The sequence below is a fragment of the Citrobacter sp. HN-141 genome (assembly GCF_033341895.1).
GTDB lineage: Bacteria > Pseudomonadota > Gammaproteobacteria > Enterobacterales > Enterobacteriaceae > Citrobacter.
On the sequence record NZ_JAWPBF010000023.1, the window covers coordinates 35,903 to 50,354 of the forward strand.

The 14,452-nt window shown below is 49.2% G+C and carries 8 protein-coding genes and 1 pseudogene; 2 read left to right on the forward strand and 7 right to left on the reverse strand.

The window, feature by feature from the left end; translation table 11 throughout:
• Positions 1 to 166 precede the first annotated feature (166 nt).
• From ygjK to ebgR, 6 genes and pseudogenes are all read right to left on the reverse strand, one after another.
• A pseudogene (gene ygjK / locus RYZ59_RS21765) lies at positions 167 to 2,518 on the reverse strand (alpha-glucosidase).
• 44 nt (positions 2,519 to 2,562) lie between these two features.
• On the reverse strand, positions 2,563 to 3,639 hold the full coding sequence (gene ygjJ, locus RYZ59_RS21770) for a protein YgjJ (RefSeq protein WP_318050671.1): 1,077 nt from the start codon (positions 3,637 to 3,639) through the stop codon (positions 2,563 to 2,565).
• Between the two features lie 135 nt (positions 3,640 to 3,774).
• Entirely contained in the window at positions 3,775 to 5,274 is a 1,500-nt protein-coding gene (locus RYZ59_RS21775) for an APC family permease (protein ID WP_318050673.1), read from the reverse strand.
• Between the two features lie 99 nt (positions 5,275 to 5,373).
• Entirely contained in the window at positions 5,374 to 8,520 is a 3,147-nt protein-coding gene (locus RYZ59_RS21780; protein WP_318050675.1) for a glycoside hydrolase family 2 TIM barrel-domain containing protein, read from the reverse strand.
• A gap of 136 nt (positions 8,521 to 8,656) precedes the next feature.
• Complete coding sequence (locus tag RYZ59_RS21785; RefSeq protein ID WP_202037695.1) at positions 8,657 to 9,103, reverse strand: beta-galactosidase subunit beta; 447 nt, start codon at positions 9,101 to 9,103, stop codon at positions 8,657 to 8,659.
• A 193-nt stretch (positions 9,104 to 9,296) separates the two neighbouring features.
• Complete coding sequence (ebgR, locus tag RYZ59_RS21790) at positions 9,297 to 10,280, reverse strand: transcriptional regulator EbgR (RefSeq protein WP_318050678.1); 984 nt, start codon at positions 10,278 to 10,280, stop codon at positions 9,297 to 9,299.
• Between the two features lie 149 nt (positions 10,281 to 10,429).
• Here ebgR and RYZ59_RS21795 point away from each other — a divergent pair, with 149 nt between their 5' ends.
• Positions 10,430 to 10,762: a tRNA-binding protein gene (locus tag RYZ59_RS21795; RefSeq protein WP_115642813.1), complete on the forward strand. Its 333-nt coding sequence runs from the start codon at positions 10,430 to 10,432 to the stop codon at positions 10,760 to 10,762.
• A 77-nt stretch (positions 10,763 to 10,839) separates the two neighbouring features.
• Here the strand turns inward: RYZ59_RS21795 and ygjG are convergent, their stop codons facing one another.
• Positions 10,840 to 12,219, reverse strand: coding sequence for a putrescine aminotransferase (gene ygjG, locus RYZ59_RS21800; RefSeq protein WP_318050681.1), 1,380 nt, complete (start codon positions 12,217 to 12,219; stop codon positions 10,840 to 10,842).
• Positions 12,220 to 12,649: 430 nt separating this feature from the next.
• On the opposite strand from ygjG, the gene RYZ59_RS21805 reads away from it, so the two are divergent.
• A complete protein-coding gene (locus RYZ59_RS21805) occupies positions 12,650 to 14,170 on the forward strand; it encodes a PAS domain-containing methyl-accepting chemotaxis protein (RefSeq protein ID WP_048213331.1) in 1,521 nt (506 codons plus the stop codon).
• The last annotated feature ends 282 nt before the right edge of the window (positions 14,171 to 14,452 follow it).

Consider the following 14,452-nt stretch of genomic DNA (forward strand, 5'->3'; position numbering starts at 1 on the left):
CGCGCAAAAGGGAAAAGGGGAATGCCGTGATTGTGATGGGATTCAAAAAAGGAGCGAGGCCAGAGAACGAATTTGCCGGATGTCGGTGCTAGCACCTTATCCGGCCGGTGAAAATGTGGCTTTGTCGGCCGGATAAGCGAAGCGTCATCCGGCAAAATACCACTGATTACTGTTTTTTAAGAAAATCGTTATACAGCATGTAAAGATGCGCAGCGCTCCAGGAGAAGTTCGGTGCGCCCTGCTGTGCGCCGGTCAGCGGGTTATAGTTTTCCTGAATGGGACCTTCTGCCGTCAGCCCTTTGGCATGCTGGAAGAACGTATCGGCCAGTTTTAGCGCTTCATCGCGATAGCCATAACGCTCCATCCCTTTTAGCCCGAACCAGAACTGATCCACCCACACGCGCCCGCGCCAGTATATGTCCGCGCCGAAGGCCGGATTGGTCAGTGCTGCGGTGCCAAGTGGAACATATGTGTTGAACTCTTTCGGATCGAGCATCACGCTAACTACCGCATCCGCGTGGGATTGTGTGGCCGCACCGTTAAACAGCGGTGACCAGCCTTCCGGTCCTTTGCCACGCTCAACAATCGGTTTTCCTGCGCAGCCGTTTGCCAACGGCTGGTCTTCGATCCTGATGTCGTAGAAGAACCGTGTGGTTGAATCAAACATGCAGGTATTGATGTAATCCGCCAGCTTCTTCGCTAACGTTTGATAGTGCTTCGCGTCTGCTGGTTTACCGAGGATCGTTGCCATCTCTGCCAGATAATGGTTATCACTGTACATGTAGCTGGTCTGATCGACAGACTCCTGAAGCAATGAGTAACCGACCAGATTGCCATTTTCATCCCGGTTTTCAGCAAAATTGACCGTCCAGTCACTGCGTTTACCCCCGTTGGCAATGTACTTATCCAGCTGATCTTTATCGATAAAACCAAATACGGCGGCATCATCACGCCCGGATTCCCAGCCAGCGGCTTCCTGTGCCGGGATCGTCAGGCTGTCATACTGCCCCTTACTGATGACAGCTGCGTAGTGACTCAACCCGGAGAGGGTCTCTTCCTTGTCGCCCTGTTTCACAGTGAACAGCATTTCGCCGCTGTCGGTGTTGTGAGCCTTATCCCGTGTGGCGCCGTACTCAGGGACACCATTTCCATTGTGATCGCGGTTACGTAACCACCAGTCGTGGTACGCGACCAGTTTAGGGTACATCTCTTCGAGCCAGGCCTTATCTTTGGTGACGTTGTAGACTTCCATCACCGACCATGCCGCCAGGCTGGGCTTGGTGTTGCGCTCGTTCCAGTTTCCGCCGTCACCACCACGCTCTGGGATCGTGTTCCAGGTCACTAAGTCGAGGATCATCCCGGCATCTTGCGGGCGTATCGGATCGTTGAGCTGGATTTGCCAGTCAAAGAGCGCACGAATGCTGTCTTTGGCAATCTCTGGGTTGAAGTGCACCATTGCCGAGGCAATTTTCCAGCTATCCTAGGCATAGGTCTGGTTGCCGGAGAACCAACGGGCCGTCACCGACGGCGTTACGGTATTGTGTTTTACTGCGCCTTCCGGGACACGCCAGTTACCGGTTAAGGTTTCAATCGCTTTTACTGCGACGCGAGTTTGCTCGGCTGTCGCATCCGGATTGTTCAACCCTTTTTTGAGGTACTCTTCCCAGCGCTGTTGGGAAGCGAGCATGTAAGACGTCGGGCGCGCCAGAATATCGCGGATTTGCACCTGTTCTTTACTGACTTCCAGTGAAGTCAGCAGATGTGAATAAGTGGTATAGAACGTGGTTGAACCTTTGATATGCGCCTTGCTGGTGAAGCGATGACCGCTGATCTTCGTCTTCATCGGCAGCGATTTATGCACCTGATATTCTGACTCGCCAGAGGTAAGCAGATCCCAGGTCGAACGCACTTTGCCGAAGGTGACTTTCAGGCCATCGCGGGTGGTGACGATTTTGCGTTGATAATCTGGATACTCTTCATCGACGGTGTTGGTCGATGTCGGCTTTCCGTCTTTTGCCTCCACTTTTTCCAGCAGCTCGCCATCCCACACCAGATCCAGTGGAGTATCACTCGTTATCCTGGTTTCAAGCAGCGAGGTGTGTGAATCCGCAAAACGCAGGGTCAGGTTAATTTCGATGCCGGGGGCCGTCAGTTTTTGTATCAGTGCGCCCGGAATACTGTACGCCTGCATCGTGAAGGCCACTTTTTTACCGCTCTGGTACACCGTCAGGCGATCAAAGTTAGTCGCCATAAAATTAATGTACTCTTCAGTTAGCAGAGCGACGCCGGGGAAGCCCCCCATGGTATTTGGGCCGTCTGGCAGCAGGTGCCCATGCCATGAACCCAGATCGAAGAAAGGATTAAAGCGCTGATGGCTGTCGTTATTGGTATCACGCATATATTCAGGTGCGCCGTGGCGATCGATAACATCTTTAAAATCGGTGGCGGTTGCTGCATGCGCTGACATGCTAAATAGTAACGCGCAGGTTAGCGGGGTTAACGAATATATTTTTTTCATAATGATGAAGCTCCTTTTCACATTTAGCGAAATAAACAGAGAAATTAATGACCCCAGTAGTAATACTGCATCAGGAATATTTTGTTATCTGAATCGTCAGTACTGTTACCCAGGTTGAATCGGCTATCAAAAGCCGTGGCGAATTTACCGCCGCCATATTCGTACCAGATGCCGAATTGCGCATAGGATGTGGTTGTGTCGGGATCGTTATCCAGGTTGTGTTGCGCGTAGCTGTAGGCTGTAGAGAGATAAAAGCCTTTAAACGCCTCATACATGGCGCTGACCATTGTGCCGGTTTCCGTTCCCGGATTACCCAGCCCTTCGCCACGTCCGGTATGGTGCCAGACACGTGCGCCGAAGTTCGGCGTCAGAATAGCGGTGACAAAAAGCTGGCCGGTGCCATCGGTAATTTCTGTCCCGCCCATCCAGGTGACATCTTTCATAAAGTCATACTGGATATAGCCGTTTGCCATTGCAGGGTAGATATATTTATCGGAGTAGCGATCGTATTTACCAAAATGCAGCCACGCTTTATCTTCATCGGTATGACCCGCCGGTGTCGCGATGATGCTATAACGGAAATCACCGCTAAGGTTTTGTACTTTGACTGCTGTGGCAATATCGCGGGTATTGGGAAGTTCATAACCAAACTCTGGTGTGAAATCTGCCCAATATTGCAGATCGTCCAGGGAAGAGTCGTTATGCAGGCTCAGGATAATTTCGGTTTTATCATCGGTACGATAACCCCCCAAAAAGCGGTTTATCCCTCCTTCAAAACCACCCCAGCCATGATCGGGCACCCAGGCATTACCATCGTGGTCTGCCTGTACTGTCCACCCTTCACCGTATATAAGCCCGAACCAGTGGCCATATTGACCTTCCACGCCACCTTCAATATAAGTGCCGTCTTCGTATTTTCCTTTATAATCCCCCTCCAGCGCCGTATAACCTCCCACCCCCATCTCGCCATAAAAACGATATGAAGGTTCGGTATTCGTGATTTCTGGCGTTTTGGTGTCGTCATGTTCGGCCGAAATGCTTTCTGCTGCGACAACCAGAGGCAAGTAACAACAAAAGGAAAGGGCGATCAGTACCCTGGAGGCATTAAGATTAAATGTCATTTTTCTATTCCATCAGAAGAGATTATTATATTTTTATATTGCTCATGCCGTTATATCATTCATAAGCCCGCCGCGCTGTCGTGTTATTGACGGCGAGGCGGGCTTTAAACAATAAATCTATAACGGGAAATAAAGTTAAACTTTATTAAAGAGTGAGTTGTCGTGAGGGTTTTTGATCCTCCAGCGGTTATACATAATACTGCAATAATAGCACACGGCAATAATACTAACCGGTCCAAGAATGACCTGAATTAATGCGCCAATAAAGTTTGCACTCCAGTCTTCTGGTCCTGGAATTAATGCCGCAACCGTAGAGGCAGTAAAAATAATAACTATTGGTGCAACGGATAACAGTGCCCAAAAACGCCCTTTTCCCAGGAAGTGGAAATCCCGGACGTAGTCATGGTGGTTGGGCTTCATACGTAGCTTGATATAGCCTGCAACCATAAACAGCACAGGAATTGTTGCCGCCCCGCCATCAAGATTTTTAACGGCTACGAGGATGGTGTTCATTTCAGAGTTAAACTGACCCAGCATAAACAGGATAATGATAATTGTGACCACGACACCCTGCATCTTCAGGGCATTGACTGGCGTACCCTCACTGTTTACCTCAGAGAGTTTATGGCCAAAGATACCTTTGGGCGCATCAACAAACAGCATTTTAACCGGTGCGGCGGTCCATAACATCAGCGAGCCGCACAGGGTGGTGATCATCAGGAACAAGGCAATGACGTTGGTCCACCAGTCGGGGAAGCCTAACTGTTGGAAGGCCACGTAAATAGCGGATAACAAGCCAAGATTGGCGGCCTGATCTGCAGGTAAAATAAAATTCATCAGGATAGACGAAATAACAATAATACCTGAGAAGATAAATACGTTAAGAATTAACCCAGTTCTGAAATTACGATCGCCACCCCGAATGTTACGTTTGTATGCCGCTAATGCTTCCAGCCCACCTAACGATTGCAAGGCCCATGACATTGAGGCTATTTTTGACCAGGATAAATCAATGTGCTGTAAATACTCTGGCGCAATCGGCGTTCCGTTAAATGTGACCGTACCGGACGATAGCTTCCAGGTTGCCGCAATGATGAACAACATCGTCAGTGCAAATCCGGCGTATCCAGAGAACGACAGCGCACGCGATAGCCATTTTGGCCCCTTCATCGATACCCATGTTGCCAGCCAGAACAGCGCGATTGAAGTGATGCTGATCACCGGCTTAAACCAGGTTTGATTGGTTAATGTGGTAACAAAGGCAACATCGCTGGTACAGGTGTAGATAAAATAGGTAATGATGTTAGGTAACAGGTCAACGAAATAAAAAATGTTAACGTAGAAATAGAAAAAACCGGCAATAAACCCCAGTTTCCGACCTAAAATCAGGTTCAACCATGTCTGATATCCACTCTCAGATTCACGTAGCTTTTTAATCGATGAAAGCTCAATGATCATGAAGGTGTAAGGAATTGCATAAAATAATGAAGCGAAAGCATATAATAACCAGGAGTTATACCCCCAGTCAGTGTATTGGCTTACAACGCCTTTAAGAACAAATCCCCCTCCGGCAATGGAGAAAAACAGGAATGTTATTAATGACATCTGATATCTTGCATCGGATTTTTCAGACATACCATTTCCCTTTACTTGTGTATCAATATAGTTCTATTTAGAAGCGCATTTCGAATGCCCGGTAGCGGACATTCGAAAAGGGGAGAAATAAAAATCACCTTACGTATTGCGACGTACCGGGCGTAAATAAAATGCATAATGGTAAGGTTGGGCCGGTAGTTGATAATCCTTGGGTGGCAAAGAACCCCATGAATTTTGACCACCTGTGCCCATCTGCGCTAAATCGATGTTCCATGTGGTGATATCTCCTGGCTGAACATCAACGCCATGTTTGCGTGATAATGGTGTTAACCCGGATGCGCTACTGCCGTTATTGTCCGCGACAAAATCGAGCTCACTGGCGGCGAAAGGCCAGGCACTGGTATTTAATAATTGCGAGTCGGCAATGGCCTCCAGACCAAGCCCGTCGTGATTGACAATACGCACCCAGCGAACATCCGTTTTATTGCCGCTTTCCTGTGGTCGCGGGTAAGCATGAAATTGCGCCCAGGTCGTTCCGCCGTAGATACCCGCTTTGGCGCCCTTTCTGTCCGCATAGGTTTCCACCGGACCACGGCCAAACCACTGGATATAGTTAAATTCGCTGGGCAATGTCAGCTGAGTACCCATACGCAGTAAAAGAGGAAGCTCACGAGTGCCCGGTATAAAATCAACGCTGACACGCATCTCACCGGTCGAATAGATGGTGTAGGTCAGCACATATTTGCAGTCCACGGTGGGGAGCGAGAATTCACTGGTCACGATCGCTTCGTGGCTGGCGGTCTGCGATACGTTGAGGTCGGATAATACGCGCTGCTTAGCGGCATCTTTCCAGACTGCAGACTTATCGAAAAGTCTGGCGCCCAGATCGTTATCCGTGAGCCCACGCCAGAAATTAGGTTCGATACCGGTAAGGAGAAGATCTTTTCCGCTAACGGTAAAGCGATCCATACGGCCACTGAGGCGATCAAACGCAAGAGAGAAATAAGATCCTGTGATCTCAATAGCAGAAGACGTTTCTTGTACCGAGAGAGCAAGAGAATAGGCTTCAGGGGAGATATGAAACGTAGCGGGAGGCGTGATGCTGAACTGCTCCCAGGCAATTTCATAGCCACTGCCAATAAGCGGTGTTTCGTTTTTAGTGACGGCACTGAGTGTCACCAGGTACTCTTTATTCTCCTGAAGCGCCAGGTTTGCTACGGGAACATTAACTGAATGGCGCAGGCCAGGGGCAAGGGAAAGGGAACCCAGACTGCCGTTGGCGATTTGCTGCCCGTCTTCAGAGAGGCTGTACTGAATATCGAGGTGGCGCAGGTCGATAAAATCGTATCGGTTTTCTATTTCAAACAGGCCTGATGCCGGATTTATTGCATGGAAATAGACAGGCTGATAGACCTTTTTCACTTCCGCCATATGAGGATGCGGAACCCGGTCAGCGGCGACCAGACCATCGTTCAAAAAATTGCCGTCACTGGGTTTATCCGGGTGATAATCTTTACCGTATCCCCAATATTTTTGGCCACGCTCGTTGGTTAATGCCAGCGCGTGATCCATCCACTCCCAAATAAAGCCCCCCTGCAGATTGTCGTGGCTGTCGATTATGTTCCAGTAATCGCGCAGAATACCGACGGAATTACCCATGGCATGGGCATACTCAATCATAATCATCGGGCGATCGTTACCTTGCCGGGCAAACTGTTCCAGGCGTTCAAGGGTCGGGTACATCGGGCACACAATGTCGCTATAGTGTGCTTCACCGGCAGGTTCGTACTGGACTGGGCGGCTATCGTCCTTCTCTTTTATCCATTGATATAGCGTTTCAAAGACACGTCCGGTTCCGGCCTCATTGCCCATCGACCAAACGATAACGCAGGCATGGTTTTTGTCGCGTTCAACCATAGCCTGTACGCGATCTAAGTGTGCGGGTATCCAGGATTCGGTATCGCCAATTTGCGTTTCTGGCTTTAGCGCCAACGGGTGCGATTCGATATTCGCTTCATCAACAATATAGATGCCATATTCATCACATAGCTGATACCAGCGTGAATGGCAGGGGAAATGGCTGGTGCGTACCGCATTGATATTGTGCTCTTTCATAAGCCGAATATCGGTCAGCATGTTTTCTTCCGTAGGCACATGCCCTAGCGTCGGGTGCAGCTCGTGGCGGTTTACCCCTTTTATTTTGATCGCTTTACCGTTTACCGTAAGCTGGCTGTTGATGATTTGTACTTTGCGAAAACCTATTTTATGGCTGGTCGCTTCGATGGTTTCACCGTGCTGATCGGTGAGTGTCAGTAATAATGTATAGAGGTTAGGTGTTTCTGCGCTCCACAAACGAGGGTTCTGCAGGCGATCGCTAAAGCTAAACTGTTGTGTTGTTCCGCTACGCGTAAATGGTTGATTGTACTCTATTAATACAGACAGATTATTTGCGTCGTCCAGCAGTTTGATATTCAGTGACAGATTATCTGGATGGCTATCGTAGTGAGTTAGGCTCACGCTAACGCTTAATATTCCCTGGGTAAAATCATCGTTCAATTCTGGCTTGCAATACACATCATAAATACGTGTTTTCGCTGTCGAATAGATAAAAACTTCCCGTTCAAGGCCAGACATATCCAGCATGTCTTGTTTTTCTACATAACTGGCGTTAGACCAACGATAAATTTGCAGCGAAATCGTGTTTTCACCTTCCCGAATATAGGGAGTGATATTAAATTCAGCTGGGTTCTTCGCATTCTGGGTATAGCCTACGCGCTGGCCGTTAATCCAGATAAACGATGCGGTTCTGGCTCCGGCCAGTTGCAGGAAAATTTCACGTCCAGACCAGCGTTGGTCGAGGTAAAATGTACGGCGGTAAGACCCCACCGGGTTATAGTCGCGCGGTATCTCTGGCCAGTTGGTGGTGAATGGAAAACGCTCGTCAATATAAATCGCTTTATCAAACCCTTGTGCTTCCCAATTGCCTGGAACCTGAATGGTATCCCAGGTCGAAACATCATAATCTTCTTCATAAAACGTTTTAGGTCTGGACCGTGGGTTGCTCGCGCAGTTAAATTTCCAGATCCCATTCAGAGACAGAAAATTACTGGCCTCGGCGGGAATATTCTTGATTGCCAGATACTGGCTGGTAAAGGGGAACAGGTATGGTCGTGGCAGCTCTTTGTTAATTCCATTGATACGATGGTCTTCCAATACAGCAGGAACATGATCGTGTTCTGTATATAAAGAAATAATCTGTTGCTTGTCAGAGACAACGACGCTCATAATACATCTCCAGATATTATTTATGGCATTTGTAATTTAAAACTATCAATGATATGAATTAGTTATGTGATTTATTTATGTAATTCAGATGAAATATAAATAAATGCGTTTGCCATGCACTGGCGTAATAATCTGTTTATACCAGCCTGGTGTTCTCTTCCGTGATGATTTTAATAACCAATTTTTTCACGATAGCGTGGGTAATGAATCGATATGCCTCGTCAGTATCACAGATGAATACTTGTCCAGCGTTGACCTGTACGGTTTGCCCCAAACCTTTCAGGTATTCACGGTCGGTGTCTGTCCGGTAGCAGTCAATTTCCTGTAGCTGGGTTTTCGGCGCGTATTCGATTTTTTGTGTGCCCTGTAAAAAGTAATGCACTTCAATGCAACGGCGATGGCCGATAAACAGGGCATCCGTTGTGCTGTCGATTCTGACGTCGTAGTTCAGTGTCTCTCCCTGCGAGTAAACCACACCGGGAGAGAGGCTATCGAGCTTTCCTATCACCTCTGCGCAACGCTGCCAGTGATTTTTCGTATGCGTATGTTGTTGCAACTGTTCTACATTATCGATAATCCTCATTTTCTTTCCTTACGCATGAATCGACCGTTAACAGCCTGTGCTCAACGACATCATAGGTAATTATTTTAGTAAACTTTTTACTAAATAAAATAGAGGAATTCGATTTACTTTAACTCGATCACGAAATAGAGAAAATTGACGGGCTGTGAGGAAGGGAGGATTTGCCCGACGACACTATCGGGCAAAGCGAACGCTAGCGGGTTGTACCGCGCAGTTTCAGCTGGCTGGGGACATAGACCTGAAGCGGCAACACGCGGCCATCGCGCGCTTTTTCAATCAGCAGGTTAACACCCTGAATGCCCATCATCTCAGAGTGGATACGCACGGTGGAGAGTGGGGGAAAGGTAAAACGCGCGGTAGGGATATCATTGACGCTGATGAGCGAAATTTGCTCCGGAATCCGGACCCCATTTTCATGAATGGCCCGTAATACGCCGATAGCGATGGAGTCTGAAGCAACAAACAAGGCTGACGGATAATCTTGTTTTTCCAGCATTTTTTTGGCTAGCTCATAGCCAGATGCGCTGGAGAAACCGCCCCGGTAGATATCCATTTCTGAAACGACACCTTTCTGCTGCCCGTATTTCACAAAGGCAACTTCGCGGATATCCGCTTCTCCTGGCACGTCCTGACCACCAATAAAACCGATGCGTGTCGCCCCCTGTTTGATGAAAAAGTCGATGATCTCCTGGCTAATGCGCACCAGATCGGTATCAACGAAATCGTAACCGCCGCCCGGCGGTTGATAATCAATAAAACAGATATTGTCCGTTAGCGCTGTGGCGGTCTGGCGTATTGCATCGCTGGACTTCCCAACCACAAGGACACCCGTCAGCTTTTTGATACTGGGTGGCACATGATGTTCATAGCAGTTGGTGAGCTCAATACCCAGCTTTTCACACTGCGTTTCAATACCGTGGCGGATAGACAGATAGTAGGGATCGTTGATCTCCAGCTTCTGCTGGTAACTGTAAAGTGCGAGGATGTGGTGCTGACTGGCAACATTCACCTGCATTTTGTGGGAAGAACTGCTCCTGTACTCCAGCTTTTCTGCAATCTCCAGAATACGATGCCGGGTTTCCTCTTTCACATTCAGGTTTGGATCGTCATTCAGAACGCGGGAAACCGTTGCCAGAGAAACGCCTGCTTCCGCAGCTATATCTTTAAGTGTTGCCATATTTGCCTTTCATTCCACCATTCGACCGCATGGGCTGTTTATTGTAAATGAAGCCCCATGAGATGCATCTGTTTTTAGTAAATTCTTCGCGCTTTATCTTCCACTAAAAATCGACTATTTTTTAGTAAAAATTTACTAAGGAGAGAGATATGGATACCGTAGCCTTTGCCGATTTTGCCCGGATGGAAATACGTGTTGGAAAAGTAGCGCAAGTGAAGCGCCACGAGAATGCCGATAAGCTCTATATCGTGCAGGTTGATGTCGGCGATAGAACGCTGCAAACGGTAACCAGTCTGGTGCCGTATTATCGCGAAGAGGAGCTAATGGGGAAAACGGTAGTGGTGCTGTGTAACCTGCAAAAGGCCAAAATGCGCGGTGAAACCTCTGAATGCATGTTGCTGTGCGCCGAAACTGATGATGGCAGTGAAAGCGTGCTGTTGACGCCTGAACGCGTCATGCCGGCGGGGGTACGGATTGTTTAAGTTAGGCTAATTGCCGGATGGCGGCTACGCCTTACCCGGCCTACAAAAGGGTGTCTTTTATAGGCCGGGTAAGGTTGTTACACCTGCTCCACGCTCACCCGTAATGCGGCCAGGGCTTTGCGGGTTGATCGCAATACCAGTTCGCATTGCTCAATCGTTAACGTTAACGGCGGTTCGATACGGATCGTCTTCGCGTTATTCAGCGTTCCGGCGACCAGCACTCGCTGACGGAACATTTCACTGGCAAAGCTGTAGCCAATCTCATTATCGACAAACTCAATCGCCATCAGCATGCCTTTACCGCGAACGTCGTGTACCAGATCCGGATATTCACGCGCCAGATGACGGAAACCATCCAGCAACATATCGCCTTTCTGCTCTGCCTGAGCGGGTAAATTTTGCTCCAGCAGGACGTTAATGGTCGCCAGCGCCGCCGCGCATGAGAGCGGGTTGCCACCGAATGTGGTGGTATGCAGGAAAGGATTGTCGAACAGGACGGAGAACACTTCTTCGGTGGCAATGGTCGCGCCAATTGGCATCACGCCACCCCCAAGTGCCTTGGCCAGACACAGAATGTCAGGTTGCACGTTTTCATGTTCGCAGGCGAACATCTTGCCGGTGCGCCCCATGCCGGTTTGCACTTCGTCGAGGATCATCAGCGCGCCAAACTCATCGCAAAGTTTGCGTACCGCGGTTAAATACCCTTGCGGCGGCAGGATCACGCCTCCTTCCCCCTGGATTGGCTCCAGAATCACGGCGGCAACATCGTCGCCGGTCTTTTTGCATTCGCTCAGGACGGTGCGCATGGCATCAATATCGCCAAAAGGAACATGGCGGAAGCCCGGCAGCAGCGGCATAAACGGTTTGCGGAAGGTTGATTTAGCGGTGGCGGATAGCGACCCCAGCGATTTACCGTGGAAGGCTCCGCTGGTGGCAATAAATGTGAATTTACCGCGCGGCGATTGATGCGCTTTCGCCAGTTTTAGCGCCGCTTCGACCGACTCGGTCCCGCTGTTACTGAAGAAACTGTATTTCAGCTTTCCGGGAGCCAGTGCAGCAAGCGTTTTTGCCAGCATGGCCCGTAATGGGTCAAGTAATTCCTGGCTGTGCAGAGGTTGTTTCGCGAGTTGATTCTGTACGGCGGAGACCACTACTGGATTACGGTGCCCCACGTTGAAAATTCCAAAACCTCCCAGGCAATCGACAAACTCCTGTCCCTGGGTGTCGACAAGCGTATTCAGGCTTCCCGCTTGCCACTCTACGGCTCCGTAATCCCCGCCGGCAGTTACAGATTTTCTATACTCTAAGAACCCCGGATTGACATGCTCTTTGAAGTAATCAATCACCTCTCGGTTTAGTGCTTTCATTTCCTCATGATCAAGCGTTCGCTTCTCGATGAGATTCAGTGCGTGTGCGCTGCAGGCCAGAGCCGATGCGCTGGAAGGTAACCTGTTCAAAATATGCTCCCGGAGCTCGCGTATCACATGATACTGAATTAAGTATTGCAGGGATTGCGCCATCCCGATGCGCTTAACGAAAATCGGGATAAACACCAGGGAAGATCTTGCTTGTGCAACATTTAATCTCAAACATTAACATTTGCTGGCATTTTGCCCAGGTTTACGTGCGTAAAACCGACGGGAAAAACGCGTTATTGCTCTAAAAGTGGGCGAAAATTGCACTATTGCGGTGCGCAGAGTGAAGGTGTGTTGAATAGTTACGTAATGAAAGTATTTTAAATCAATGAATTAGAAAACATACAAATTTTGAGGTTTAATCGCAAATTGCGATCTAAATCAAATTTAACAACTAAAGTTAAAAAGATTAGCGCCGAAATAACATAAGCCGAAAGAGTTAACAACCAGATAACCTGCACAGGACGCAACCATGTCTTCTCATCCCTACGTTAGTCAGCAAAATACACCGCTGGATGATGATATCACCCTCATGTCGACCACCGATTTACAAAGCTATATCACCCATGCGAACGATACCTTTGTCCAGGTCAGCGGCTATCAGCTGAATGAATTGCTTGCTCAGCCGCACAACCTGGTTCGTCACCCGGACATGCCGAAAGCGGCGTTTGCGGATATGTGGTACACCCTGAAACAGGGGGAACCGTGGAGCGGTATTGTGAAAAACCGGCGGAAGAATGGCGATCACTACTGGGTGAGGGCCAATGCGGTGCCGATGGTGCGGGAAGGGCGCGTAACCGGGTATATGTCGATCCGTACCCGGGCGACGGAAGCGGAAATTGCGGCGGTCGAACCTTTATATAAAGCACTCAATGAAGGCCGCTGTCATCGGCGCGTCCATAAGGGGCTGGTGGTACGTAAAGGCTGGTTGGGTAAACTCCCGTCGCTTCCGGTTCGCTGGCGGGTGCGCAGTGTCATGGCTTTCATGTTTGTCATCCTGGCAACTGCGCTACAGCAGATGGGGGCTGAATGGCCGCAACTGTTGGTGAGCGCACTGGTGATGATGCTGGCGACGGTTATTTTCGAATGGCAGATTGTGCGTCCAATCGAGAATGTTGCTCAGCAGGCACTGAAAGTAGCGACTGGCGAGCGCAACAGCGTGACCCATCTTAACCGTAGCGATGAACTGGGTCTGATGCTACGGGCGGTGGGGCAGTTAGGGTTAATGTGCCGCTGGCTTATTCATGACGTGTCGAGCCAGGTCAGCTGTGTGCGTAACGACAGTGAAACGCTGGCGAAAGGCAGTGATGATTTAAACAAGCATACGCAGCAGACGGTAGAGAATGTGCAGGAAACGGTCACCACCATGAATCAGATGGCGGCATCGGTGAAGCAAAACTCTGCGACGGCAGCGGCGGCTGACAAGCTGTCTATTGCCGCCAGCAGCGCGGCGACACAGGGCGGTGAGGCGATGGATACGGTCATTAAAACAATGGACGATATTGCCAACAGCACCCAACGGATCGGCACTATCACGACCCTAATTAACGATATCGCCTTCCAGACAAATATTCTGGCGCTGAATGCGGCGGTTGAAGCGGCCAGGGCTGGCGAACAAGGAAAAGGATTTGCGGTAGTGGCCGGAGAGGTGCGCCATCTTGCCAGTCGTAGTGCAAGCGCAGCAAATGACATCCGTAAACTGATTGATGCCAGCGCCGACAAGGTGCAGTCCGGCTCCGATCAGGTTCATGCCGCAGGGCGGACAATGGATGATATTGTGGCGCAGGTCCAGAACGTGACGCAGTTGATTGCTCAAATCAGCCATTCAACGCTGGAGCAGTCAGATGGACTTTCCAGCCTGACCCGTGCCGTAAATGAGTTGAGCAATATTACGCAGAAAAATGCCGAACTGGTTGAAGAGAGCGCGCAGATTTCAGCAATGGTAAAACATCGTGCCGGTCGACTGGAAGATGCGGTAACCGTGCTGCATTAATTCTCACCCCTCCCCATTTTCCCGCCAAACGCTTATCGTCCCCGGTAGGCGTTTTTTGTAATAAACTTGTTAACTATATATTAAATGATACCACTTTGGTATTACGGTTCTATTTTCATTATTCCGTTATGACGGCGAGCGCCCTGTTTTTAAATATTGTTAAATATCGCTTATATAACGATCGGTCTTGCTTGATTCATCGTCAAGGTGATGCTGCCAACTTACTGATTTAGTGTATGATGGTGTTTTTGAGGTGCTCCAGTGGCTTCTGTTTCTATCAGC

Bases quoted from the DNA above. Each gene is read 5' to 3' on its own strand.
- ygjJ (WP_318050671.1), bottom strand. From the start codon at position 3,639: ATGACATTTAATCTTAATGCCTCCAGGGTACTGATCGCCCTTTCCTTT.
- RYZ59_RS21775 (WP_318050673.1), bottom strand. From the start codon at position 5,274: ATGTCTGAAAAATCCGATGCAAGATATCAGATGTCATTAATAACATTC.
- RYZ59_RS21780 (WP_318050675.1), bottom strand. From the start codon at position 8,520: ATGAGCGTCGTTGTCTCTGACAAGCAACAGATTATTTCTTTATATACA.
- RYZ59_RS21785 (WP_202037695.1), bottom strand. From the start codon at position 9,103: ATGAGGATTATCGATAATGTAGAACAGTTGCAACAACATACGCATACG.
- ebgR (WP_318050678.1), bottom strand. From the start codon at position 10,280: ATGGCAACACTTAAAGATATAGCTGCGGAAGCAGGCGTTTCTCTGGCA.
- RYZ59_RS21795 (WP_115642813.1), top strand. From the start codon at position 10,430: ATGGATACCGTAGCCTTTGCCGATTTTGCCCGGATGGAAATACGTGTT.
- RYZ59_RS21805 (WP_048213331.1), top strand. From the start codon at position 12,650: ATGTCTTCTCATCCCTACGTTAGTCAGCAAAATACACCGCTGGATGAT.